Origin of the sequence: Silvimonas iriomotensis, from assembly GCF_014645535.1 — a bacterium.
In the GTDB taxonomy this organism is placed as follows: Bacteria; Pseudomonadota; Gammaproteobacteria; order Burkholderiales; family Chitinibacteraceae; genus Silvimonas; species Silvimonas iriomotensis.
This window is the reverse complement of the sequence record NZ_BMLX01000007.1, coordinates 97,127-120,875: the sequence shown is the minus strand read 5'-3', so window position 1 is coordinate 120,875 and position 23,749 is coordinate 97,127. Positions and strand designations below refer to the sequence as shown.

Sequence of the window (23,749 nt, the reverse complement as noted above, 5' to 3'; positions counted from 1 at the left end):
TGTCTGGTCGGGTTTCAGCACAAGATATTGGGGTTTGTCGTGTTGAGGGGTGTTGATCGGGGTCAATTCTCAGAATGTTGAGTATTACCCCACCCAGGGCTTACGGCTGCCCTGCGGACAAGCGGTTGACCAGCCAGAACGCCAGCATGTCGCGCATTTCATCCAGCGCGGGGCGGCGGGTGGGCAGGTCTTCTTCGCTGTTGAGGGCCACGGCCGCCTTCATGATCTGCAAGACCACCACGGCCACGGGCATGAGTGCCTCGTCTGAGCGCTCTGGCGCTTTCAGGCGCAGGATATTGAGCACGTGCTCGCGCATTTTCTGGCGCACGCCCATGGCTTTCACCGGCGGCGCGCCACGGGCTTCGACCAGCACGGCAAAGGCCGGGTGGGCCGCGCGGAACTGGATCAGCGCCGAGAACAGGTTTTGCGCGGTTTCAGCCACCGACCATTGCTCTGCTTGCTGGGTCAGCGCGGTCATGCGCTGGTACAAATCGGCCGCATGGTCGGTCAGCACTGCGTCGGCCACGTGTTCCTTGGTCGGGAAAAACTGATACAACGAACCAATGGAAGAGCCTGCCTGCGCGGCGATCTCGGTCATGGTCGTGGCCTCGTAGCCTTTGCTGGCAAAGAGCTGGTCCGCGGCTTCCAGCAAGGCGGCGACGCGCAGGCGTCCACGTTCGCGTTGCGGTTTTCTGGCGGTCATACTTGCGTTTTGTGAGTCCATCCTCATATACTCTGTTTTGTGAGGAGTTCCTCACATATTAGACGGAGCGAAACAACATGGTAAAGCTTGATCCAGCAACAACTGCCTTGGTGCTGATTGACTTGCAGCAAGGCATCTTGCCGTTCGCGGGTGGCCCGCACACCGCCCAGACCGTGGTGGATCATGGTGCGCAACTGGCCAGACGCTTTCGTGAACTGAACGCGCCGGTGGTACTGGTGCGTGTGGGTTGGGCCGATGATTTTGCCGATGCCCTCAAGCAACCCGTCGATCAGGCTGCGCCGGCCAGAGCGCTGCCGGAAAACTGGATGACGTTTGCCCCCGAACTGAACGTTACCGAACAGGATATCAAGATCGTCAAGCGTCAGTGGGGCGCGTTTTACGGGACCGAGCTTGATCTGCAACTGCGCCGCCGTGGCATCAAGACCATCGTGCTGGCAGGGATCTCGACCAATATCGGCGTGGAATCGACGCTGCGCGCGGCCTGGGAGCATGGTTACGCTGCCGTGGTGGCCGAAGACGCATGCAGTGGTGGCAGCGCAGAACACCACAACTTCGCCATGCAGGTGATCTTTCCGCGATTGTCGCATGTACGCAGCACGGCAGAGGTGCTGGCGGCACTGGCCGACTGAGCGGGCACACAGGACACATACAAAACGGGCGCATTGGCGCCCGTTTTTTTTGCCGTTCAGACGCGTTCCAGTTTGTGGTGCGGTAACGGCGGCAGGCAGACGGAGATGCTGTCGCCAGGCCGCACTTCGCCGCCCGCAAGCACAATGGCCATCACACCGGCTTTGCGGACCAGGTTGCCTTCGGCGTCACGGCTCAGGACCGCCGCTGTCAGCCCTTTGCGGTGATGATCCAGCTGACCGCAGGGGTTGCGCAGCCCGGTGATTTCCACCACCACCCCGGCGCCGATCTGCAATTGCGCGCCGCGCGGCAGCGACAACAGATCAATGCCGCGCGTGGTGATGTTTTCGCCCATCTCGCCCGGTTGCAGCGTAAAACCGGCACTGGCCAGTTCGTCGTGCAGTTCGCCCTGGATCAAATGCACCTGGCGCAGATTGGGCTGGGTCGGGTCCGCGGCCACGCGGGAGCGGTGTTTTACCGTAACGCCCATGTGGGCATCGCCTTCTACGCCCAGGCCGGCCAACAAGCGGATGCAATCGGCATTGGGCTTGCTGAAGGTATGGGCCGGGCTCTGGCTGACATGGCTGACCGTGGCCTGCATGGGCGGATTACCCCGCCGCCTTGCAGATGGCCACGTACTGGCGCACTACGCTGGCATAGCCCTGCTCCAGCGCTTCCACCGTCAAGGCGTGGCCAATCGAGACTTCTTCCACGCCGCGCACGGCGGCCAGAAAATCGGCCAGGTTGACGAGGTTCAGATCATGTCCCGCGTTCAACCCCAGGCCGGCTTTGACTGCGGCTTCACCGGCTTTCACGTATTGGTCGATCACGCTGGCATGCGTGCCTTCGCTGTGTTTGACGGCGTAATCCTCGGTATACAACTCGACGCGGTCTGCTCCGGTTTGTGGCGCCAGGGCCACTTGTTCCGGGTCCGGATCCACAAACAGGCTCACACGTACCCCGGCCGCTTGCAGTTCTGCCACCACGCCTTTAAGAAATGCCATCCGCTCGCGAATGTTCCAGCCATGATCAGAGGTGATCTGGCCCGGCTCATCGGGCACCAGCGTGCACTGGGCCGGGCGCGATTGCAGCACCACATCCAGAAACTCACGCGATGGATAGCCTTCAATATTCAGTTCCGCGCCTGGGTATTGCTTGACCAGCGCCGCCAGGGCCAGGGCGTCGGCGTTGCGGGCGTGGCGTTGATCCGGACGCGGGTGGATGGTGACGCCGCGCGCCCCGTTATCCAGGGCAATCCGGGCGAAGTGCTCGACCGAGGGGTAATCCCGCCCGCGTGAATTGCGGATCAGGGCGATCTTGTTCAGGTTGACGCTAAGCAGGGTGGGCATGTCGGAACGCAGGTTTCGCCAAAGCTCCATTTTTGCCTGATTGACGTGGCGTGTCCATGGTGGGCGCGGCTTTGGGCGGGTTCTAGTCGAATTCGACCTGGCCGTTTCTGTGCAGCGCGAACAGCCGGGCAATCTGTTCCGGCAAAATGCGGCCCAAAGAAAGCGGCGGCAACGCGTCTTCGGCAAAGAATGCGACACCATCGGTTTCGATGCCATCCGGCCTGGCCTGGGCCGTGATCTCGCCCTCAAACACCAGTTTCCAGATATGAAACGGCATCACCGGGTGCGGATGCAGAAGCATGTCGATGAGCTTGAGAAAGCGTGTGATACGTACCACGTAACCGGCTTCTTCCAGCACCTCGCGCGCGGCGCACTGGGCAGGAGAGGCGCCGACATCGGCCCAGCCGCCGGGCAGTGTCCACAAGCCATCGCTCATTTCACGCACCAGCAGGATCTTGTTGTCGCTGAACACGGCGGCACGCACATCGAGCTTGGGATTGGCGTAGCCGGCTTCCGGCATGAAGATGCGGGCGACGTCTTCGGCCGTGGTATCGCCAATCAACTCTGCCATTTGCGCGTGGGCAATGGCGGCAATCTCTTCAAAACGCTGGATATCAAACTTGTCTTTGCCATAGGCCAGCCCGGTCTGGGCAACGGCGAGCAGGCGGCGGGCTTGTTCAAGGCGGGAGGTAGACATGGCGGGAGGTGGGGGCAGGGAAAGACCGGTTCATGGTCGAACCCGCGCCGCCGTGTGTCAAGCCGGTTGCTGCCAGAGCATATCCACATGCGGGATGCCGTCTTCGTCGTATTGCTGGCCGACGGTGACAAAACCCAGCGCGCCGTACATCTTTTGCAGGTGGGCTTGTGCGCCGATGCGGTTGCCCTGGCCTGGCCACAGTGCAGCAGACTGGCGCAAGCCCTCGGCCACCAGCAATTTGCCCATGCCGCCCTTGCGCGCTTCGGCGGCGACGACGACGCGGCCAATCGACGGTTCAGCGTATTTCAGGCCAGGCGGCACAATGCGCAGGGCAGCCACTACGCGGCCCTCGCGCCGGCCGACAAGGTGCCAGGACGGCTGGTCCAGATCATCCAGGTCGGGGTAAATACACGTCTGTTCGATCACGAACACGTCCTGGCGCAGCTTGAGGTAGGCGTAGAAGGTGGCGGGGTCGAAGTCGGCAAACTGGAACCAGTGCCACTGGATATCGGTTGTCATGGTGATCAGGTTATCCGCAGAAAAAGAAACAGGCCGCATCGGCGGCCTGTCGGGTGTGCGCAAGCAGGCCGTATTTATACGCCCAGACGCTGACGCCATTTGCCGATCTGGATACGCACCTGGTTGGGCGCGGTGCCGCCCACGTGATCACGCGCGGCGATGCTGCCATCGGCGGTGAGCACTTCAGCGATATCGGATTCAATCAGCGAGGAGAAGCTTTGCAGCTCAACCAGTTGCAGCTCGGACAGATCCTTGCGCTTTTCTTCGGCGTAACGCACGGCCAGGGCCACGGCTTCGTGCGCGTCGCGGAACGGCAAACCCTTCTTGACCAGGTAGTCGGCCAGATCGGTGGCGGTGGCGTAGCCCTGCTTGACGGCGGCGGCCATGCACTCCGGGCGCACGGTAATGCCGCGCATCATGTCGGCGTAGATACGCAGGGTGTCAGAGAGGGTGTCGACGGTGTCGAACAGCGGCTCTTTGTCTTCCTGGTTATCTTTGTTGTACGCCAGCGGCTGGCCCTTCATGAGCGTCAGCAGCGAGACCAGGTTGCCGTTGACGCGGCCGGTCTTGCCCCGCACCAGTTCCGGTACATCCGGGTTCTTTTTCTGCGGCATGATCGACGAGCCGGTACAGAAGCGGTCGGCAATGTCGATAAAGCCAAAGCGCGGGCTCATCCACAGGATCAGTTCTTCGGACAGGCGCGACAGGTGCGTCATGGTCAGCGCGGCGGCAGAGGAGAACTCGATGGCGAAGTCGCGATCCGAGACGGCATCAAGCGAGTTCTCACAGACGGCCTCAAAATTGAGCAGTTCTGCGGTGTAGTGACGGTCCACCGGGAAGGTGGTGCCAGCCAGCGCGGCCGAGCCCAGCGGCATGCGGTTGACGCGGCGGCGGGCGTCAGCGAAACGTTCGGCATCGCGGCCCAGCATTTCTACATAAGCGAGCATGTGGTGGCCAAAGGTCACCGGTTGCGCCACTTGCAAGTGGGTAAAGCCCGGCATGACGGTGGCGGCGTGTTTCTCGGCCAGATCCAGCAGCGACAATTGCAGGTCGTGCACCTGGCCAATCAGCATGTCGATGGCGCCGCGCAGGTACAGGCGGATATCGGTGGCCACCTGGTCGTTACGGCTGCGGCCGGTATGCAGACGCTTGCCGGCATCACCGATTTTCTCGGTCAGGCGGCGCTCGATGTTCATGTGCACGTCTTCCAGGTCCAGCGACCATTCAAACGTGCCGTGGCGGATTTCGTCCAGGATGTCTGCCATGCCGGACTGGATGGCGCGCAGATCGTCAGCAGAGAGCACACCAGCGCGTTGCAGCATGGTGGCGTGGGCCAGCGAGCCCTGAATATCCACTTCCGCCATACGCTTGTCGAAATCGACGGATGCGGTGTAGCGCTTGACCAGATCGGACACTGGTTCGGTGAAGCGGCCGGACCAGGCTTTCTTGGAATCCTGCATTGGGCAAACCCTGGAAACACGAAAAGAGGGGAGTGATTATATGACGGTCGCGCTTCTGTTGCACTGCACCGTCCCTTCCTGGGAAGCAAAATTCCCCTTTATTATCTGCGGCAAGCCCGAAACAGGGTGCTAGAATTCGGCCATTTGCCGCCACTGGCACCACTTTGGGCGGCGTTAACCGTCTGGCGACTGAAAAACGCCTTTCGGTCCTGGATGCAAATCGGTACGCTGCGGATTACGGTAAAAACCCGGCCAGGCTGGCGCAATTGTCAGCATGGCTGGCGGGACAGGCGTTGAGGACAAGCGCCGGAGAAGGAATACATGAGTAGAGACATGAAACGCACCCGATCAAGTGGGAACGCCTCACGCGGGGGCGGCGGGGGAGGCGGCGGTTCTTTGTTGACGGGGCTTGTGCTGGGTGCACTGGTCGGCGTCGCAGTGGCCGTTGGCGTGGCTTTTTATATCAATCGCGGCACCAATCCGTTTGCGAACAAGGTATCGGCGCCGCCGCCTGATGCGGTGTCCAGCGCGCCGGTTACCGTGGCCAATCAGCCAGAAGTCTTACGCCCGCAAGGTGAGGGTAAGGACGTAGCGCAACCGCTGCCGCAAACGGTGACGCCGGTTGCTTCTGCCCCTGCGGCCAAAAATGCCAGCGACGGCGAACGTTTTGATTTTTACAAAATGTTGCCGGCAATGTCAGATAAAAGCGACAACAAGGCCCCGGCCAGCAAGAAGCCGGTTCAGCCCGATGCCACGCCGCCGGCCACGGTCGAAGCGCCTAAAGGGGCGTACCTGCAAGTGGGTGCGTTCCAGGACGAACAGGAAGCCGACAACCTGAAGGCCAAGCTGGCGCTGATCGGTATTGAAGCGCGTATCCAGACCGTGGAAACCCAGGACAAGGGCGTGTGGCACCGCGTGCGCGTGGGCCCGTTTACCAGCGTGTCGGATATGGACAAGGCCCGGGCTGATCTGAAGGCCAACGGCATTGTCAGCGCCCAGGTGAAAGCCCAGTAAACCGGGCTTGCCGGTCTTTCGTTGAAGACGGGTCAAAAAAATTTTTGCCGGCATTGAATCTGAACGGGTAACGATGGTCTGAGCCGTCGTTGCCACCTCAAACACAAAGGAAAGTTAGCAATGACTCGCTGGATCAAATCGCTGTTGCTGGCTGTGGGTTTTGTCGCCGCGACTGCAGCCCAAGCCGATATCAAGGAAGGCACGGAATACAAGCTGATGGCCCAACCGGTGCCGGTGCAGGTGCCAGGCAAGATCGAGGTGATCGAGTTCTTCTGGTACGGCTGCCCGCATTGCTTCCATGTTGAGCCGTATGTTGAACAATGGGCGGCCAAGCTGCCGTCTGATGTGAACTTCATCCGTTATCACGTGGTCTGGCAAGGCCGCAGCGATATCGAAGCGCACGCCAAGATTTTCATTGCGCTGAACCAGATGGGCATTGCCGGCAAGTACCAGCAAGCCGTGTTCAACGCCATCCAGCGTGACGGCATTGAACTGCGCCGCGAAGAAACCCTGTACGACTGGGTGAAGAAGCAAGGCATTGACGTGAACAAGTTCAAGGCCGCCTACACCTCATTCTCTGCTGCCGCTGAAGTGGGCAAGCTGGCGCAACTGGTGGATACCTACCATATCGATGGCGTCCCGACCTTCATCGTCAACGGCAAGTTTGTGACTGCGCCGTCCATGGTGGGCAAGGAAGACGGTACCGTGCTGACCGTGATTGACCAGCTGATCGCCAAAGAGCGCGGCAACAAGAAGCCGGCCGCTGCTACGGGCGAAACCAGGAAGAAAAAGTAAGACTGACTGCATGATGTGCCGGTTGCCCGGCACCACTGCCAAAAAAAACGCCTGGTTGCTGCCAGGCGTTTTTGTTTATGGGGATAGCGCGCAGGGGTGTCTGCTCAGGCTGGCCCCAGCCACTGCGCCAGCGGGCCGGGCAAGCTGCGGAGCAACTGGTCCCAGTCGGTCGCATCCAGCCGGTTCTTCAGATGCAGGCCCAGTTCGGTATCGCCATCAATCTGCAGACGGCGCTGGAAGAACAGCGTATCGGGGTCTGACTCTTGCCGCATCATGGCCACAAAATCGCGCCAGCCGGCGCGCAGGGTGACATCGCCCGGGCGCCGCAGGGCAATGAAGCGCTGGCCATCGTGGCCCAACGTCATCCCGATGGCGGGTTCGGTCAGGGCAATGCGAATGGCGCGGCCAGCCAGCCAGGCAAAATCTTCGTCTTGCCACAAACGCGGGGCGAGCCGGTTAAGGATGAAGGCGGCAACGCGGGCCGGCGGTGCCTCCGGCAGGCGGGGCAGGGCTTTGGCGGGGAGGGTCGTGAAAAAGCGGATCATCTGGTGCTCCCGGTGATGTGCGCCAGCCCGGCCTGGCCGTGCCAGTAGCCGTTGGAGACGCCTTCTGGCTGCCAGGCCGCAAAATCCGGCGTGACGGCGGTGCCCGCCAGCGCGGCGGCCCACGCGGCAATCCACTCGGCGGTGTACTGCGCTTGCGGGCTGATGCGCACCGCGTCTACGCCGCTGGCGGCAAGGTCCGGCAGGTCATGCCACAGGCTCTGGCAGGTGGCCGACTGGGTCTGGATGCCGTTGATACGCAAGAACGGTTGCCCGTCCCGCGTGTGTACCGGCAAGCCATCCGGGTGCTCAATGCAGCGGAATTCGCAGGCGTCCTTGTTCAGATCGAAATGGCGGGCGGTAAAGCAGCGCGCTGAAAACGCCAGCGGTGCGTGGCCATGGGCGAACACTTCGGTGGGGATGGTACAGGTGCGTTCGGCCAGCAACTGGCGTAGCGCAACGGCCGACATTTCCAGCGCCGGTACCCAGCCCACCGCGCCCATGCTGGCGTACCAGTCCAGTGTGGCGCCGTTGTAGATATTCAGATGCGGCCCGGCAATGATGGGCGCGCCGGCCTCATGGGCGACACGCACGGCGCCCATGTCGTTGGCTTCCAGGGCAAAACCGGCTTCGGCCAGTTTGCGCAGGCTGATCAGATCCCCGGCCGATTCCAGCAACGCCTGCGAACACAACACGACGGTTTTGCCAGCGGTCTTGAGGTCTTGCGCCAGCGCGATCCAGTCGGCAGTACGCAGTTCATGGCGCCGGGCGCAGACCACTTCGCCCAGGTAAATGGTGTCAACCGGCCAGTGGGCGGCGGCGGCATAGAAGTCCAGCACTTGCTGGCGCGGCCAGTAGTAGAGCAGCGGGCCAAGGGTGAGTTTCATGATTGCCTCCTTGTATGCGGCTCAGCGCCACGGACGGTGATAGGCGCCCAGCGTTTGCTGATGGCCTTCGGAAATCGCGGTCAGCTCTCTTTGCCACTCCGGGCGCACGCTGTAGCGGTCCTGGCTGGCCGCATCAATGGCGGCACGCAACACGCGGGTGACCTGGGCGGTGTAGGTGGGGCTACGCTGGCGGCCTTCGACCTTGATGGCCGCCACGCCCATGCGGATCAGCTCCGGCAGGATGGACAGCGTATTGAGGCTGGTGGGCTCTTCCAGCGCGTAATAGGTGTCGCCGGCCACATCAAACCGGCCTTTGCATAGCGTTGGATAACCGGCGGGTTCATCTTTGCCGAAGCGGTCAATCAGCATGCCGTTGAGCCGGGCATGCAGCGTGTCGCCGTGTTGATCCCAGCGCACATGCGCGGCGGGCGAACAGACGCCGTGCGTGTTGGGCGATTCCCCCGTCACCCACGATGACAGCGCGCAGCGGCCCTCGGCCATGACGCACAGACTGCCAAAGCCGAATACTTCGATCTCGACCGGGGTATGCGCGGCTACGTATTCCACTTGCGGCAAAGTCAGCACCCGCGGCAAAACCACGCGCGAAATGCCGAAGTGCTCATGCGCCAGGTTGATGGCGTCGGCGTTGGTGGCCGACCCCTGAACCGAGAGATGGCGTCGCAGCGCCGGCCAGGTACGCGCGGCGTAATCCAGCAGACCGGGATCGGCCATGATGACGGCGTCGGCGCCCAGTTCTGCGGCGCGATCAACCGCGCGGTGCCAGTGGCTGGTCTGGCCGGCTTGCGGGTAGGTATTGATGGCCACCAGCACTTCGCGCCCGTTGCGATGGGCGTAGGCCACGCCTTCGGCCAGTTGGGCGTCGGTGAAATTCAACCCGGCAAAATTGCGGGCATTGGTGGGGTCTTTGAAGCCGACGTAAACCGCGTCGGCGCCGTGATCGACGGCTTTTTTCAGCGCCGGCAAACTGCCTGCCGGGCAAACGAGATGAGGACCACGCATGATGCGCTCCGCCGAGGGTGGCAAAGCGCAGGAGCTTAGGCGCGTTGGCGCCGGTTGCTTTTAATCCAGGTCAAACCGGATTCTTGTAATCAGACCCAGGTTTGATGAGAAACAGCCCGGTGTGGCACACCGGGCTGTATTTACGCGTGCGCTCAGGCTGGCCAGCTTTGGCCGAATTCCTGCTCGAAGCGGGCTTTGACGTCGGCCAGCACCACATCGTGGTTTTGCGCGCCGCGGCGGGCAATTTTCAGGGCGCCCAGCAAAGAGGCCAGGCGGCCGGTGCTCGGCCAGTCCCAACCGTGGCTGATGCCGTACAACAGGCCGGCACGGAACGCGTCACCACAACCGGTCGGGTCGACCACCGCTTCGGCCGCAACCACCGGAATGCGGTGGATTTCGCCATTGGCGTAAATTTCAGAGCCTTCGCCACCGTAGGTCACGATCAGCGCTTTTACCTTTTTGGCCAGATCAGGAATCGATACCCCGCAACGGCGCGACATGACTTCGGCTTCGTAGTCATTCAGCGTCAGGTAGTCGGCCTGTTCGGTCATCTCCATCAGTTCGTCGCCCGAGAACAGCGGCATGCCCTGACCCGGATCGAAAATGAACGGCACGCCGGCCTCGGCCAGCTGGCGGCACCGCGCCTGCATACCCAGCTTGCCATCCGGCCCGACAATCCCCAGCTCTACCGGTACGCCGATGTCTTTGCTATTGATGAAGTGCGAGAAATTCATCGCGCCCGGGTGGAAAGCGGCGATCTGGTTATCGTCCAGGTCGGTCGTGACAAAGCATTGTGCGGTGAAGTGTTCCGGCAATTCCTTGATACCGGCGCGCGAAATGCCTTGTTGATCCAGGCGCGCGGCGTAGGGGCCGAAGTCGCTGCCCACGGTGCCCACCATCAGCGGATCGCCACCCAGGCCCTTGAGCGTGTAGGCAATGTTGCCGGCGCAGCCGCCCAGCTCACGGCGCATTTCCGGCACCAGGAAAGAGATGGAGATAATGTGCAGCTGGTCAGGCAGCAGGTGGTTCTTGAACTGGTCCTGGAACACCATGATGGTGTCGTAGGCAATGGAACCGCTGATCAGAATGGCCATGGCGTGCTCAAATAAAGTTGGATGTAAACGATGGCGGCATTATGCCACCGCCGTCTGTGCAAAAGGCTGAGCGTTGCAGCGGGTGTGCAGGAAAATGACGAACCCGCGCGCCAGCGGCGTCAGCTGGCCAGCGGCCGCACCCACTGCAATGGTTCTTTGCTGTGCATGAAGGTGGCAAAGTCATCGGCCAGGTGCTGGCCCAGATCGATGGCTTTTTTCCAGTCGCGCTCCCGCTCTGCATCACGCCCGGCGTAGCGGCCGAAGTCCTTGCGGCTGGGCACGCGGCCGTTGGGCAGCAGTTGCAGGAACTCGGCCGTGGGCGTCATCAGCAAGGTGCGGTGCAGATAACGCGGCTTGCGCCAGGGCAAGAACTGATCCAGCCAGCCGGTTGTTACGCGGTGCGAGAAATGCGGCAGCAGCAGCAAGCCTTCCGGCTGGTTGAGTGCCAGATCCATATGGTAGTCAATCAAACCGCCATCCAGATACGCGCCCGCCGGGGCGCCGGGAATGTCGCGCACGGTTTCCAGCACGCCCGGAATGGTGCCGCTGGCCAGCAAGGCGGCGGTAAAGTTGGTTTGATCCAGGGCGATGGCGGTATCGCCAAAGCCGTCATCCATAAACCGGGTGGGCGTCTGGCCGGTATGAAACACCACGCGCTGGAAATAATCTGCCATGTTGCGCCGGCCGCGGGCATTGGCCAGCACCGCGCGCCCCAGCGCCAGTTTGTCCCGGCCGCTGCCGGTGCCATCCACGCCGTTCAGGCCGCGGGCGGTCAGAATGGAAAGATGGATGCGCGGGTTGGCCAGAATCTGCGCCACGCCATCGGCACCCAGCATGCTGTCCATGATCTCTCTGGCCACGCGGGTAACTTCTGCCGGTGTCGGCTTGAGGCTGTAACGCTGCGCCAGGTAGGCGGCTTCAAAGCGATCCAGCCCGGCCAGCGGGTCTTGTACCGCAGCGGCAGCCAGACGCCAGGCACCAATCGAGGCACCCACCGCGTGCAGCGCCCGCGTGCGTTGCGGCAACCACTCGCCAAACAGCACCCGGTCCAGCCGCGCCAGCACCTGCCATTTGGGGCCGCCGGCCGCCGCGCCCAGATGCGAGAACAAATCAGCCTTGAAGCCTTCGGCCCCGATTTGCTGATACGCCTGCGGGCCGGCAGAGATCTCCAGATATTTCATCTTGTTATGCGCCGGTATCCGGTTCGCTGTTCAGGGCCACGATCTGGGCCTCGGTCAGATAACACCACTCGCCCTCGGCCAGGTTGAGCGAGGACAGCGTCAGGCCGCCAATCGCCACGCGGGTCAATGCGGCGCAATGATTGCCGGCGGCGGCCAGCATGCGTTTGACCTGATGATATTTGCCCTGGTCGAGCATGATTTCCAGATGCAGCGGATCAACCAGCCTGGCCGAAAGCGCCGCAATCGGTGCGGGTTCATCATGCAGTTGCACGCCGCTTTGCAGTTCGTCCGCCAGCGCCTGGGTGGCGGGCTCGGCCAGCGTTGCCAGGTAGGTCTTGGGCTGATGGTGGCGCGGGTGCGATTGCGCATGAATGAACGCGCCGTCATCGGACAGCAGGATCAGGCCGGTGGTGTCATGATCCAGCCGGCCGACGGGCTGCACGTCGCGCCAGCGCAGGGGCTCGGGCAGCAGCGTCAGAATGCCGGGGTGATGGCTGGGCTTGCGCGAGCACTCGTAGTTGGGCGGCTTGTTGAGCGCCGCATACACTTGCGCGCGGTAAGGCCAGTCTTCCTCGCCGAACAAGGTGATAACAAGGCCGTCCGTTTCCACCACGGTGCGCCAGTCGTCTATGACCTCGCCGTTGATGGAGACGTCGCCGTCGGTAACCAGCTCGCGGCAGCCTTTGCGGGTGCCGAAGCCTTGGGATTGGAGAATGCGATCGATTGCCAGTTTCATGTACGCAACTTTAACGCGCCCACGCGCGGATAAAAAGCGCCGTTACACTACGCTTTGTGCACTGCCTGGTTCCGTGTTGCCATGATCTCCCTGCAAAACCTGCTGACTGACATCCGCGCCTGTCATCAATGCGCTGATTTGCCGCTGGGCCCGCGCCCGGTGCTGGTGGCTGATGCGCGCGCGCCGATCTTGTTGATCGGGCAGGCGCCGGGCACCAAAGTGCATGCCAGCGGCGTGCCGTGGTCGGACGCCTCAGGCAAGCGATTGCGCCAGTGGCTGGGCGTGGACGAGGCCACGTTTTATGATCCGGCCCGCTTTGCCATTGTGCCGATGGGGTTTTGCTACCCGGGCAAGGGCAAGTCTGGCGATCTGCCGCCACGGCCAGAATGCCGGGCGTTGTGGCATCCGCAACTGCTGCCTTTGCTGGCTGGCGTCAAACTGGTGCTTGCGATTGGTCAATACGCCCAGGCGTTTTATCTGGGTGACGCCCGCAAGGCTGATCTGACTGCCACAGTTCAGGCCTGGCGTGACTACGCCCCGCAGACCTTTGTGCTGCCGCATCCCAGCCCGCGCAACCAGTTGTGGTTAAAGCGTAATCCGTGGTTCGAGCTAGAGGTCATCCCCGCTTTGCAGGCGCAGGTTGCCGCCGTGCTGACCAACGGAACGCTAGCCAGTTCAAATATTTCTTGCCAAAAATAGTACAACTATTTACTATTTATTCATGAACGAAATCCATGATCAGACCGATATCCCCAGCTTTGCGGATATCGAAAACCGCATTGACCGTGTTTGCTCCCGTGTTCCCGGCAGCAACCGTCAGGCGGTGTTGCTCAAAATGCTGCTGCAGCACGTGGCCGGCGGTTTTAACTCGCGCATGAATCAGGTGCTGCGTGAATACGGCCTGAACCGCATCAGTTTTCTGGCGCTGATCATGCTGGTCAGCTCGCAAGGCAAGCCGCTCAACCCCTCTGATCTGGCCGAAGCCACCGGGGAATCCCGTGCCAATGTCACGCGGATTTGTGATGAGCTGGTGGCCAAGGAACTCCTCTCCCGCGAGCCCAACCCGGAAGACCGCCGCCGCATTGACCTTTATCTGGCCCCGCATGGCGACGAACTGGTCAAGGAACTCCTGCCCAAAATCCAGGATTACGCATTCGTGGCGTTCAAGGTGCTAAGCGACGACGAACGCGACCAGCTGGAAGTCATCCTGAAAAAACTGCTGGCCGGTTTCGCCTGAGCCATTGTTTGTAAACAGAATCCATAAAAGTGGTTGGTTGATTTCGGCCACTTTTTTTTGCTCAAATAATTTAACTTTTGATTATAACGCCATGAAACAAAAGCTTGCATTTGGCATATTGGTATTGCTGGCGGGTTGCGCCAGCATCCCGGATGACCATCCGACAGTACAGATGCGCGACGCCGCCGCTGCGCAGCTTTCCACCCAGCTCAAGCTGGCACAGGAAGGCTGGCCCGCCGCCCGCTGGTGGACGCGTTATCACGATGATCAACTGAACGCGCTGGTTGATGCGGCCCTCAAGGGTTCGCCGTCGCTGGCTGTGGCGCAAAGCCGCGTGGCGCTGGCCCAGACCGCCGTCAGCCAGGCGCGCGCTGCCGATGGCATCAACGTGGATGCCAGCGTCAGGGCCACGCGTGAGCTGACCTCCAAGTACGGTATCTACCCGCCGCCGCTGGCCGGTAACTGGATTACCGACACCGAGCCGATGATCAATGCCTCTTACGATTTTGACTGGTGGGGCAAGCACAAGGCCGAGATCTCTGCCGCGCTGGGCGAAACCGCCGCTGCCCAGGCCGATTACGCCGCCGCAGAACAACAACTGACTGCAGCTGTCGCCGAGGCGTATTTCGACTGGCAAGCCGACCAGGCCCGCATTCAGGTGGTGGAACAACAGCGCGACGTGCAAGACCGTCTGCATCAGATCGCCGCCCGCCGGGTGCAAAGCGGTCTGGATACCGATGCCGTGCAACGCAGCGCACGCGGTGACGTGGCCAACCAGGACAGCGTGATTGCCCAGTTGCGCACCAGCGAACGCAAAGACCGCGAAGCCCTGCGCGCGCTGGTCGGTGCAACCGGTGATGTGACCAGCATTGATCAACTCAAGGCTATCCCGCTGCCGGCGTCGGCCGGGGGTGTGCCGACTGATCTGGGCCTGAATCTGCTGTCGCGTCGCCCGGATCTGCAAGCGGCGCGCTGGCGGGTTGAAGCCAGCGTGAAGCGCACAGAAGCCGACAAGGCCGCGTTCTATCCGGATATCAATATCTCGGCGTTCATTGGTTTCTCCAGTATCAGTCTGGATGACTTCCTCAAGCGCGGTACCCGCACCATGGGCATCACGCCGGGCATCAGCTTCCCGATTTTCGATAACGGTCGTCTCTCGGCCGGTCTGCAGGGTGATCGCGCCCAGCGTGACGTGATCATCGCCCAGTACAACCAGGCGCTGGTCAACGCGGTGCAGGACGTGGCCAACCAGGGTATCGCCCTGCAAGGTCTGGCCGATCAGGAAAAAGCCATGACGGCGTACCTGCGTGCCTCTGAAGCCGTGCGCGACAACCAGCAACGCCGCATGCAGAACGGCCTGACCGATCAGGGTTCCGTGCTGCGCGCCCAGTTGCCGGTGCTGATGATCCAGGAACAGTTGCTGATTCTGAAGAACCGCCAGCTTGCTGCTGAAATCGGCCTGACCCACGCACTGGGTGGTGGCTACGAAGCGCCAGCAGATACGGTTGCCAAAGCGAACTGAACAGACTTGATTGAAGCGGCTGGCGGTTTGCCGGCCTGATGAAAATAAACAGGGGGTGGCTAACAAAATTCTGCTGGCAAGCGAGTGCGCCACAGCCAGCAGGATTTTGTTAGCCGCCCCGATTCCGGAGATATTTGCAATGACCACCGAAACCAACGCAGCCCAACCGGCAGAGCAAAAACGCCGCAAGCCGGTGATGGCGATCCTGACCACCGTGTTCGTGCTGGCAGGCATTGGCTATGGCATTTACTACGCGACCGTGTTGTCGCAACGTGAAGAAACCGACAACGCCTACGTCGGCGGCAACCTGGTGACGCTGACCAGCCAGGTGACCGGCACCGTGACGGAAATCCGCGCGGACGAAACCCAGTTTGTCAAAGCCGGTGAAGAACTGGTGAAGCTGGACCCGGTCGACGCCAAAGTGGCGCTGGCCCAGTCTGAAGCCGCCCTGGGCGATGCCGTGCGCCAGTTGCGCCAGCAATACGCCAACGCCGCGCAATATGACGCTGCCCTGGCCCAGCGCAAGATCGATCTGGCCAAGGCGCAAGACGACCTGAACCGTCGCGCCCCGCTGGCCGCGGACCATACCGTGTCGAGCGAAGAAGTCTCGCACGCCAAAGACTCGGTCGAAACCGCCAAGGCCGCGCTGGATGTTGCAGAGAAACAAGCCGCTGCCGCGCATGCCTCGATTGACGGTGTGGACATCCCCAACAACCCGACCGTGCTGCGTGCCCGCGCCAATTTTGAACAAGCGTGGCTCTCGGTACAGCGCAACGCCATCGTCGCGCCGGCGTCTGGCTATGTGGCCAAGCGTGGCGTGCAGGTGGGCGCCCGCATCACCCCGGGACAATCGCTGCTGTCGATCGTGCCGCTGGATCAAGTGTGGGTAGATGCCAACTTCAAGGAATCCGAACTGCGCAATATCCGCATTGGCCAGCCGGCAAAGCTGACTGCCGATATCTACGGCGGCAAGGTCGAGTACTCCGGCAAGGTAGTGGGTCTGGGCGCCGGTACGGGTAGCGCGTTCAGCCTGTTGCCAGCGCAGAACGCCACCGGTAACTGGATCAAGGTGGTTCAGCGCGTGCCGGTACGGATTGAGCTGGACAAGAAAGAACTGGCTGATCACCCGCTGCGCGTTGGTCTGTCGATGGTGGTGGAAGTTGATACCCACAGCCGCGACGGTGCCGTGCTGTCTTCCGCACCGGAAAACAAGCCGCTGTTCAGCACCGAAGCCTTCAGCCAACCGATGCAGGAAGCCGACAAGCTGGCCGATAGCATCGTGCGCAAGAATCTGGGCAAGTGATCTTTAACGCTGACCATCACGCCACGGTTGCCTTGATCCGGCAGCTGGTGAGTTCGTGGACCGGGCTGGCCGTGCTGATGGCACTGGCATCGCTGGTGCCCGAACCGCTGCGCCTGCCGTTTGTGCGCTGGGTGGCCAGCCGTGAAAACCGCTGGATCCTTACCGTAATCAAATAGCCGGTTGTGGCCGCATCATCTGCGGCCATGACGGGCAAACTCCGTCTGGAGGCTCAACATGACTGCCAGTTCTCAGGCGGTTGCACCCAGCCCGGCGCCCTTGCACGGCGCCAAACTGGGCATGATGACCGTGGCGCTTTCGTTCGCCACGTTCATGGAAATTCTGGACACGACCATTGTGAACGTGTCCGTGCCGCACATTGCCGGTGATCTGGCGGTGGCGGCCAACCAGGGGACCTGGGCGATCAGCTCTTACGGTCTGGCCGCGGCCATTGCCGTGCCGCTGACCGGCTGGCTGGCCGGCCGCTTTGGCCAGGTCAAATGCTTTTCGATGTCCGTTCTGTTGTTCACGCTGATGTCCATCATGTGTGGTCTGGCCAATAGCCTGCCCATGCTGGTGGCATTCCGCTTCCTGCAAGGCCTCGTCTCCGGCCCGATGGTGCCGCTGTCGCAAACGCTGTTGCTGAACAACTACCCGCCCGAGAAAAAAGGCGTGGCGCTAGCGCTGTGGTCCATGACCGTCATTGTCGCGCCGATCTTTGGCCCGTTGCTGGGTGGCTATATCACCGACCAGTACAGCTGGCCGTGGATTTTCTACATCAACGTGCCGATCGGGATTGCTGCGGGGATTGCCTCCTGGCAATTGCTCAAGCACCGCGAAACGCCGACGGTGAAAAAACCGATCGACGTCGTGGGCCTGATCTTGCTGGTACTGGGTGTGGGCAGCCTGCAGATGATGCTGGATAACGGTAACGACCTGGACTGGTTCAACTCCACGTTCATTGTGACGCTGGCGGTGATTGCCACGATGGCCATCAGCTATTTTGTGGCGTGGGAACTGACGGATGAGCACCCGATCGTTGATCTGACGCTCTTGAAGCGGCACAACTTCCGCATTGGCGTGATCGTGCTGTCGCTGGGCATGTTCTGCTTCTTCGGCTCGACCGTGCTGTTCCCGCTGTGGCTGCAGACCGTGATGGGTTACAACGCCACCTGGGCCGGTATTGCTACCGCGCCGGGCGGGGTGCTGGCGCTGTTCCTGTCGCCCGTTATCGGCAAGAACATCAACAAGCTCGAACTGCGGCTGGTGTCTTCGGTGGCGTTTGCAACCTTCGCTGCCACCATGTTCTGGTACTCCGGCTTTACCCTGGAAACCAACTTTGGTTACATCGCCATGGCGCGGTTTGCCCAGGGTATTGCCATTGCGTGTTTCTTTATCCCGATCAACCAGATCATCTTGTCCGGGCTGAATGGCGGGCAAATGGCCTCGGCCTCTGGCTTGTCGAACTTCTTCCGGACCATTTCCGGCAGTTTCGCCACCGCCATCGCCGTGTTCCTGTGGGATCGGCGCCAGACGTTCAGCCATGCGCGTTTGACCGAGAACATCACCAGTGCCAGCCCGGCAACGTCGGATTATCTGGGCAAGCTGCAAGACCTGGGCGTGGCCGGGCAGTCTGCTTATGCGCAGATTGACCAGGTGATCAGCCAGCAGGCGTTCATGATCGCCACCAAGGAAGTGTTCTGGCTGCTGGGGGTGATTTTCCTCGCGCTGGTGGTGGTGGTGTGGTTTGCGCGGCCGCCGTTCGGGAATTCGGCGGGGTCTGGTGGTGGGGGGCATTGAATTTTGTCTGGCCTGGCTGGGCTGGTCACCGCTGGGTCATTCTTGCGGAGGCGGGAATCCAGTCTGGGGCGGGAAGGTTTTGTTCGTGTGCAGGGTGGATTTGGAGTGGTAGCGACAATCCACCTTTGCGGTAGTAACGGCGTGTGTTAGCGCCTGACGGCGCGGGTGTTTTGATACCGGCGGTGGCCGGAGCACGTTACTTTCTTTGCGTCGCCAAAGAAAGTAACCAAAGAAAGGCGACCCCGGCGACTGCGCTCGCTGCGCGAGTTCCCTGTGCTTCTCGCAAGGCGCGGCTGGCTCCAGGGAACTCGGGCTAAAGCCCTCAAACACCCTTACGCCGAAACCCCGCGCCTTGCTGCGATGCTCGGCGCAGTCAAGGGGGCCAACGTCAAAGGCAACGGCAACTACAACAGCAACTGCAACTGCAACTGCAACAGCGACAGCCGCAGTGATGGTCGGGTTCTTTGCCCGCAAGGATGACTTGCGTCGCCCCCAACTTCGTCATTCCCGCGAAGGCGGGAATCCAGTTGCGATGCGGGCAAGTCCGCAAGCATTGAATGAAGGAAGCGGTAGAGGCCAACCTTTACCGGCAGTAGCGCCACAGTATCCGGGCAGGCCGATGCATCGCTGCCCCATCCGCCTCATGCGCCGTGCCAGGTGCGGGCGAGATGATGAGAGCCCGTTGCCGTTTAACCGGCCGGGTTTTTCTTTGGAAAAGAATGCGTGGTATATTTTCAGTAGAAAAAGGAGATCCACCATGACCGCTCTGCAAAAACCGACACCGCAAGAAGAAGCCGTGGTGACCCGGGCCGTGGTGCGCACGGCTGAGAAGCTGGATTTCCGTCAATCTGACCTGGGCCGTTTGCTGGGTTTGTCTGGTGCCAGTGTCAGCCGTATGGTGCACGGCCAGTATGAACTCAACATTCACCGGCCCGAGTGGGATGTCGCGCTGGCGCTGATCCGCGTGTACCGCTCGTTGTCGAGCATTCTGGGCGGGCAGGAGGATTTGATCCGCCGCTGGATGCACTCGCCCAATACCGATCTGGGCGGCGTGCCGTCCGATATCCTGCGCCGTGGTGCGGCGGGTCTGTTTCAGGTAGGCATTTATCTTGATTCCATGCGCGGCCGTATCTAACGCAGAAGTCACGCTCAAGCCCTGGCGTTCGGTGGAAACCCAGCGCGAAGTGGCAACGCTGGCGCTGGTGGATAACGATCCGGACGAACAAGCGCTGCTGGAAGCCATTCTGGACGACAACAAGCCGCCGTTGCCGGCCGAAGCCAGCAAGTTGCATTACCTGCTGGCGACGCCGTTCCGTTATCCGGCGCATCCGCCCAATGGCAGCCGCTTTGTGCGGCCAGGGGCGCTGGGGATGTTGTATGCGGCCAATCACAAAGTGACCGCCATGGCTGAATCCGGCTACTGGCAGCATCGGTTTAACCGGGCGTCTGAAGGCCTGCGCGATACGCACGTCACGCTGGCGCGTACCTTGTTCCAGATCAGTGTGGCGGGCAAGGCCATAGACCTGACGCAGCCGCCGTTCAGTGATCACGCCGAATTGTGGAACCAGCCCGATAACTACGCCTCAACGCACGAACTGGGCAGCGCCGCGCGTGAGGCGGGTAATGTAGATCTGATCCTGTATGAATCCGTGCGCGATCCGGACCACGGCGTGAATGTGGCGGTGGTGAATGTGCGCGCGTTTCGTCGCAAAAAGCCGCTGGCCAGCGAAGAATGGCATTTGACCCTGCAAGGGCCCAATGTGCTGTTCCGGCGTGGTGAAGAAACCATCGCTTTCAAATTTGACTGAGCGGCCTGCTTAGTCGTCCAGCCCGTCTTCCGGTGTATCGGCCAGTGCCAGGTAAGCGCGCACTGCGCCCGTGGTTTCGTCGCTGCGGTTGATCCGCACCAGGCTGGCCGACAGCGCAGGATGCATGATGGCGCGGTAGGTCATGCCAGGCATGGCGATTTCCGCCAGCGAGGCCGGCACCAGCGCCACTCCCAGGCCGGCAGCAGCCAGCGCCACCACGCTCAGTGTATTGCTGGCGCGGTGGGCAATTACCGGCTCACGCCCGAACTCGGCCCGCAGTACATCCAGCACGCCGTCGCTGTCTTCCTGCGCGCTATAAATGATCAGCGGCTGCGCGGCGATATCCGACAAGCCGATATGCACCCGGCTGGTCAGCGGGTGATCGGTCGCCATGGCCGCCAGCAAGGGCCATTCGCCTACCTGCACCACATCCAGCCCCGGCGTGGCCAGCCCGCCGTGATCCGGGCAGTAGGCGACGTCGATCCGCCCGGCCAGCAGCGCATCCAGTTGTTCTTGCGGCGGCACCTCCACGACCTCTAGCCCGGCGTGCGGATAGGCGCGGTGAAACCGGTGCAGGTCGGTTACCAGCTGGCCGCTGAACACGGCGTTGCCGGCAAAGCCGATGCGCACGGTGCCCAACTGGCCGCTGAGTGAATCCTGCACCGCCACGCGCGCGCGCTCGGCTTGCTCCAGCGTGCGGCGGGCTTCGATCAGCAAGACTTCACCGGCGGCGGTGAGTTCTACCTTGCGGCTGGTGCGTACAAACAAGGGGCCGCCCAGTTCGTCTTCCAGCGCCTTGATCTGCATGCTCAAGGCCGGCTGGACAATATGCAGCCGTTCTGCGGCGCGGCCAAAATGGGCTTCTTCGGCCACGGCCAGAAAGTAGCGGAGCTGGCGTAAATCCATACTGGATGATCAATCAGATTAAGTGATTGATTCATCATATCAATCTATTTCATTTTCGTCGCCTGATGGTCCATGCTGCATTCAACGCGGCACGTCGCCGCACACGGAAAAAGGAAATCACCATGGACACAGCACGCCTTGCCGACCGCCAGCACATTGCCGATCTGATGACCGGCTGGATGTTCCGCGACCTGGCCCAGTGGGACAAACTGCGCGGCCTGTTTCACGCCGATGGCCGCATCGAGATCACCTGGTTTGACGGTCTTGCCAGTGATTTTGTCGATGCATCCATGCGCATGGGCAAGTCTGACCTGCGCACCAAGCATGTGGTCGCCGCACCGACGGTCACCTTCAACGGCAACCGCGCGGTGGTGGAAACCAATGCGCTGATCCTGGGCGAGAACGTCAAGCTGGGGCTGGGTTGCACGTGTTATTCGCGCTTTTATGATCAGGTGGAACAACGTGATGGCGTGTGGGGGATTGTCCAGCGCCATGCCATTTACGACCTGGGCACTTTCAATTTTCCGCGCGGGGCGGTGGAGATTGATCTGGCCACGCTGGACCGTTACCCACGGGAGTACGCTGCGCTGGCTTATTTGCTGGATAAAAGCGGGTTTCCGGTGGAGAACGTGATGGCGACGCATGGGAGTGAGCTGGAGCGGCAGCTTAAGGTGAAGGCGGAGGGGTGGTTGAGGGGATGAGGTGGTTGTGGCCAGAGCTGGCGGGTAGGGTGGATTCGGAGCGGTGGCGGCAATCTACCTTGACTGCCTGTGGAAGCTTAACCTCGTGTTAGCGCCTTCGGCGCGGTGTTTTGATACCGGGGGTGCCCGGAGCACGGTACTTTTCTTTGGGTCGCCAAAGAAAAGTACCCAAAAGAAAGGCGACCCCTGCGACTGCGCCCTTCGAGTTCCCTGCGCTTCTCGCGAAGTCCGGCTGGCTGCGGGAACTCGCTTCGCTCAAACACCCCTCCGCCGAAACCCCGGACTTCGCTGCGATGCTCGGCGCAGTCAAGGGGAGGCAAGTCAAAGGCAACGGCAACGGCAACGGCAACGGCAACGGCAACCCCAACCCCAACCCCAACTTCGCAAACCGTCTGGTTGCGGGGATCACCCCGCCATCTCGCCATTCCCGCGCGGTCAGCATCCCGTGCTGGCAATCTGCAGATTCGCGGTCCGGGCCTTCCGTCCGCCTGGCATTTTCATTCGGCGTTTACCTGATTACGACGTCATGCGGTGTCACGCACAATCGGGTTTTGAAATCGTTCTCAAAATGCGCCCGGGCGGCGTTCACCAAAATCGGGCCGCCTGAACTAGAATCTGCTGACACGCCAAATCAGAACCGTCCATGAACCTTAGAGAACTTGCAGCTCATCTCCAGTTGTCGCCTACCACTGTCAGCCGTGCGCTGAACGGGTTTCCTGAGGTCAATGCAGAGACGCGTGAACGCGTGGTAGAGGCGGCGGCGCGCCTGGGGTATCGGGCCAATACGGTGGCGCGGCGGCTGGCGACGGGCAAGACGGACAGTATTGGCATCATTTATCCGTTCGAGCCGTCTGATCTGGGTGATCCGGTGTTTCTGGACATCATCGCCGGGATTACCGAGCGCCTGGGTGAGGCGGCGATGGATCTGGTCATTGTCTCGGCCGCGCAAGAGAACGAGCTGGAAACGTACCAGCGCGTGGTGTCGGGCGGGCGGGTGGATGGCTTGATCGTCGCACGGACTGAGGTCAACGATGCGCGCTTGCAGTATCTGCAGGAGCGCAATTTCCCGTTTGTGGCGCACGGGCGCAGTGATCTGGCCAGGCCCTATGCCTGGTTCGATTACGACAACGAATACGGCATGCGGCTGGCGGTGGATCGCCTTACGGAATTGGGGCACCAGCACATTGCCTTGATCAGCGCGCCGTTGTCGCTGAACTTTGCGGCGCAGCGCCGTAGGGGTTACCTGGTGGGGCTCAATGCCGGTGGCGTGCAGGTAGAGCCGGAATTCATGATCTCTTGCGGGCTTTCGCCAGCAGAAGGCGCGGCGGCGATGAACCGTTTGCTGGCCATGCCGCAACGGCCGACGGCGGTGGTGGTCGACAACAACGTCTCTGCGGTGGGGGTGATGAGCGCGCTGCGCCAGAGCGGGCTGCATCCGGGTGAAGATATCTCTGTCATTGTCTTTGGCGGTTTGCCCACGCTGCTGGCGGACAGCATGACGGTCAGTGCGGTCATGCAACCGCGCGCGCGCCAGGCCGGCCGTACGCTGGCTGATCTGATGCTGGGCAGCCTGGCCGGCCATGACGCGCAGTCGCTCACGGCCCTGTGGAAGCCTGAACTGGTAAGCGGCAATACCGATTTGCCGCCGCGCGGTTGATGCATTTGAGCGACATCTGTCCCGCCGTTTGACGCTTTTTTCAGCAAGAACCAGGTAGTGCCGATTGTCGCCACTACGGCTTGATTGCTGGGTTTGTCGTTTCAAACCGGTTTGAATTGGGGCTATAGTAAGTGATTTACCGGAGTTTCGATCCACCCGCGTGCGGGATTAAG

General features: G+C 61.5%; 27 protein-coding genes. 14 read left to right on the top strand and 13 right to left on the bottom strand.

Features of this window, described 5'->3' with window-relative positions; translation table 11 throughout:
• Positions 1 to 100 precede the first annotated feature (100 nt).
• Positions 101 to 703 (bottom strand): TetR/AcrR family transcriptional regulator, encoded by a 603-nt coding sequence (locus IEX57_RS18705; protein WP_229709104.1) that lies wholly within the window; start codon positions 701 to 703, stop codon positions 101 to 103.
• A gap of 77 nt (positions 704 to 780) precedes the next feature.
• Here IEX57_RS18705 and IEX57_RS18700 point away from each other — a divergent pair, with 77 nt between their 5' ends.
• Entirely contained in the window at positions 781 to 1,353 is a 573-nt protein-coding gene (locus IEX57_RS18700; RefSeq protein ID WP_188706428.1) for a hydrolase, read from the top strand.
• A 56-nt stretch (positions 1,354 to 1,409) separates the two neighbouring features.
• On the opposite strand, the gene IEX57_RS18695 is transcribed toward IEX57_RS18700, so the two are convergent.
• The 5 genes from IEX57_RS18695 to argH all read right to left on the bottom strand — a co-directional run bounded on the left by IEX57_RS18695 (position 1,410) and on the right by argH (position 5,376).
• Positions 1,410 to 1,952 (bottom strand): MOSC domain-containing protein, encoded by a 543-nt coding sequence (locus IEX57_RS18695; RefSeq protein ID WP_188706426.1) that lies wholly within the window; start codon positions 1,950 to 1,952, stop codon positions 1,410 to 1,412.
• A gap of 7 nt (positions 1,953 to 1,959) precedes the next feature.
• Positions 1,960 to 2,700 carry a pyridoxine 5'-phosphate synthase gene (locus IEX57_RS18690; RefSeq protein ID WP_188706423.1) on the bottom strand — a complete coding sequence of 247 codons (741 nt, stop codon included), beginning with the start codon at positions 2,698 to 2,700 and terminating at the stop codon, positions 1,960 to 1,962.
• Positions 2,701 to 2,782: 82 nt separating this feature from the next.
• Positions 2,783 to 3,397 (bottom strand): NUDIX hydrolase, encoded by a 615-nt coding sequence (locus tag IEX57_RS18685; RefSeq protein WP_188706422.1) that lies wholly within the window; start codon positions 3,395 to 3,397, stop codon positions 2,783 to 2,785.
• Between the two features lie 57 nt (positions 3,398 to 3,454).
• Positions 3,455 to 3,916 (bottom strand): GNAT family N-acetyltransferase, encoded by a 462-nt coding sequence (locus IEX57_RS18680; RefSeq protein ID WP_188706420.1) that lies wholly within the window; start codon positions 3,914 to 3,916, stop codon positions 3,455 to 3,457.
• A 74-nt stretch (positions 3,917 to 3,990) separates the two neighbouring features.
• Positions 3,991 to 5,376 (bottom strand): argininosuccinate lyase, encoded by a 1,386-nt coding sequence (gene argH / locus IEX57_RS18675; RefSeq protein ID WP_188706418.1) that lies wholly within the window; start codon positions 5,374 to 5,376, stop codon positions 3,991 to 3,993.
• A gap of 396 nt (positions 5,377 to 5,772) precedes the next feature.
• Here argH and IEX57_RS18670 point away from each other — a divergent pair, with 396 nt between their 5' ends.
• Together IEX57_RS18670 and IEX57_RS18665 are read left to right on the top strand one after the other, a co-directional pair.
• The gene (locus IEX57_RS18670) at positions 5,773 to 6,390 is read left to right on the top strand and encodes an SPOR domain-containing protein (RefSeq protein ID WP_229709103.1); all 618 of its coding nucleotides are present in this window, start codon (positions 5,773 to 5,775) and stop codon (positions 6,388 to 6,390) included.
• Between the two features lie 120 nt (positions 6,391 to 6,510).
• Positions 6,511 to 7,185 carry a thiol:disulfide interchange protein DsbA/DsbL gene (locus tag IEX57_RS18665; RefSeq protein WP_188706415.1) on the top strand — a complete coding sequence of 225 codons (675 nt, stop codon included), beginning with the start codon at positions 6,511 to 6,513 and terminating at the stop codon, positions 7,183 to 7,185.
• A 104-nt stretch (positions 7,186 to 7,289) separates the two neighbouring features.
• Here IEX57_RS18665 and ubiT read toward each other — a convergent pair whose 3' ends face one another.
• The 6 genes from ubiT to IEX57_RS18635 form a co-directional block, all read right to left on the bottom strand.
• Complete coding sequence (ubiT, locus tag IEX57_RS18660) at positions 7,290 to 7,730, bottom strand: ubiquinone anaerobic biosynthesis accessory factor UbiT (protein WP_188706413.1); 441 nt, start codon at positions 7,728 to 7,730, stop codon at positions 7,290 to 7,292.
• On the bottom strand, positions 7,727 to 8,614 hold the full coding sequence (locus IEX57_RS18655) for a U32 family peptidase (RefSeq protein WP_188706411.1): 888 nt from the start codon (positions 8,612 to 8,614) through the stop codon (positions 7,727 to 7,729). Before IEX57_RS18655 ends, ubiT begins: the two co-directional genes overlap by 4 nt.
• A 21-nt stretch (positions 8,615 to 8,635) precedes the next feature.
• Positions 8,636 to 9,637 (bottom strand): ubiquinone anaerobic biosynthesis protein UbiU, encoded by a 1,002-nt coding sequence (gene ubiU, locus IEX57_RS18650; protein ID WP_229709112.1) that lies wholly within the window; start codon positions 9,635 to 9,637, stop codon positions 8,636 to 8,638.
• A gap of 149 nt (positions 9,638 to 9,786) precedes the next feature.
• Complete coding sequence (locus IEX57_RS18645) at positions 9,787 to 10,728, bottom strand: carbohydrate kinase family protein (protein ID WP_188706407.1); 942 nt, start codon at positions 10,726 to 10,728, stop codon at positions 9,787 to 9,789.
• A 119-nt stretch (positions 10,729 to 10,847) separates the two neighbouring features.
• Positions 10,848 to 11,909, bottom strand: coding sequence for a hypothetical protein (locus IEX57_RS18640; protein ID WP_188706404.1), 1,062 nt, complete (start codon positions 11,907 to 11,909; stop codon positions 10,848 to 10,850).
• Positions 11,910 to 11,913: 4 nt separating this feature from the next.
• On the bottom strand, positions 11,914 to 12,645 hold the full coding sequence (locus tag IEX57_RS18635) for a pseudouridine synthase (protein WP_188706402.1): 732 nt from the start codon (positions 12,643 to 12,645) through the stop codon (positions 11,914 to 11,916).
• A gap of 81 nt (positions 12,646 to 12,726) precedes the next feature.
• Between IEX57_RS18635 and IEX57_RS18630 the strand changes: the two genes are divergently transcribed.
• The 8 genes from IEX57_RS18630 to IEX57_RS18595 all read left to right on the top strand — a co-directional run bounded on the left by IEX57_RS18630 (position 12,727) and on the right by IEX57_RS18595 (position 20,312).
• On the top strand, positions 12,727 to 13,344 hold the full coding sequence (locus IEX57_RS18630; RefSeq protein ID WP_188706400.1) for a uracil-DNA glycosylase family protein: 618 nt from the start codon (positions 12,727 to 12,729) through the stop codon (positions 13,342 to 13,344).
• A gap of 22 nt (positions 13,345 to 13,366) precedes the next feature.
• Positions 13,367 to 13,882 carry a MarR family transcriptional regulator gene (locus IEX57_RS18625; protein WP_188706398.1) on the top strand — a complete coding sequence of 172 codons (516 nt, stop codon included), beginning with the start codon at positions 13,367 to 13,369 and terminating at the stop codon, positions 13,880 to 13,882.
• A gap of 91 nt (positions 13,883 to 13,973) precedes the next feature.
• Positions 13,974 to 15,404 carry an efflux transporter outer membrane subunit gene (locus tag IEX57_RS18620; RefSeq protein WP_188706396.1) on the top strand — a complete coding sequence of 477 codons (1,431 nt, stop codon included), beginning with the start codon at positions 13,974 to 13,976 and terminating at the stop codon, positions 15,402 to 15,404.
• 139 nt (positions 15,405 to 15,543) lie between these two features.
• Positions 15,544 to 16,707 carry an HlyD family secretion protein gene (locus tag IEX57_RS18615; protein WP_188706394.1) on the top strand — a complete coding sequence of 388 codons (1,164 nt, stop codon included), beginning with the start codon at positions 15,544 to 15,546 and terminating at the stop codon, positions 16,705 to 16,707.
• Positions 16,704 to 16,883 (top strand): hypothetical protein, encoded by a 180-nt coding sequence (locus tag IEX57_RS18610; RefSeq protein ID WP_188706393.1) that lies wholly within the window; start codon positions 16,704 to 16,706, stop codon positions 16,881 to 16,883. The genes IEX57_RS18615 and IEX57_RS18610 overlap by 4 nt, the downstream gene beginning before the upstream one ends.
• 58 nt (positions 16,884 to 16,941) lie before the next feature.
• A complete protein-coding gene (locus tag IEX57_RS18605) occupies positions 16,942 to 18,504 on the top strand; it encodes a DHA2 family efflux MFS transporter permease subunit (RefSeq protein WP_188706391.1) in 1,563 nt (520 codons plus the stop codon).
• A gap of 757 nt (positions 18,505 to 19,261) precedes the next feature.
• Complete coding sequence (locus tag IEX57_RS18600; protein WP_188690753.1) at positions 19,262 to 19,639, top strand: antitoxin Xre/MbcA/ParS toxin-binding domain-containing protein; 378 nt, start codon at positions 19,262 to 19,264, stop codon at positions 19,637 to 19,639.
• Positions 19,614 to 20,312, top strand: a complete 699-nt coding sequence (locus tag IEX57_RS18595) for an RES family NAD+ phosphorylase (protein ID WP_188706388.1) — start codon at positions 19,614 to 19,616, stop codon at positions 20,310 to 20,312. Before IEX57_RS18600 ends, IEX57_RS18595 begins: the two co-directional genes overlap by 26 nt.
• Positions 20,313 to 20,321: 9 nt before the next feature.
• Here IEX57_RS18595 and IEX57_RS18590 read toward each other — a convergent pair whose 3' ends face one another.
• A complete protein-coding gene (locus IEX57_RS18590; protein ID WP_188706386.1) occupies positions 20,322 to 21,218 on the bottom strand; it encodes a LysR substrate-binding domain-containing protein in 897 nt (298 codons plus the stop codon).
• A gap of 122 nt (positions 21,219 to 21,340) precedes the next feature.
• On the opposite strand from IEX57_RS18590, the gene IEX57_RS18585 reads away from it, so the two are divergent.
• The 3 genes from IEX57_RS18585 (at position 21,341) to IEX57_RS18575 (ending at position 23,576) form a co-directional block, all read left to right on the top strand.
• Positions 21,341 to 21,919 carry a nuclear transport factor 2 family protein gene (locus tag IEX57_RS18585; RefSeq protein ID WP_188706384.1) on the top strand — a complete coding sequence of 193 codons (579 nt, stop codon included), beginning with the start codon at positions 21,341 to 21,343 and terminating at the stop codon, positions 21,917 to 21,919.
• A gap of 146 nt (positions 21,920 to 22,065) precedes the next feature.
• On the top strand, positions 22,066 to 22,566 hold the full coding sequence (locus IEX57_RS18580) for a hypothetical protein (protein ID WP_188706381.1): 501 nt from the start codon (positions 22,066 to 22,068) through the stop codon (positions 22,564 to 22,566).
• Positions 22,563 to 23,576, top strand: coding sequence for a substrate-binding domain-containing protein (locus IEX57_RS18575; RefSeq protein ID WP_188706379.1), 1,014 nt, complete (start codon positions 22,563 to 22,565; stop codon positions 23,574 to 23,576). Before IEX57_RS18580 ends, IEX57_RS18575 begins: the two co-directional genes overlap by 4 nt.
• The last annotated feature ends 173 nt before the right edge of the window (positions 23,577 to 23,749 follow it).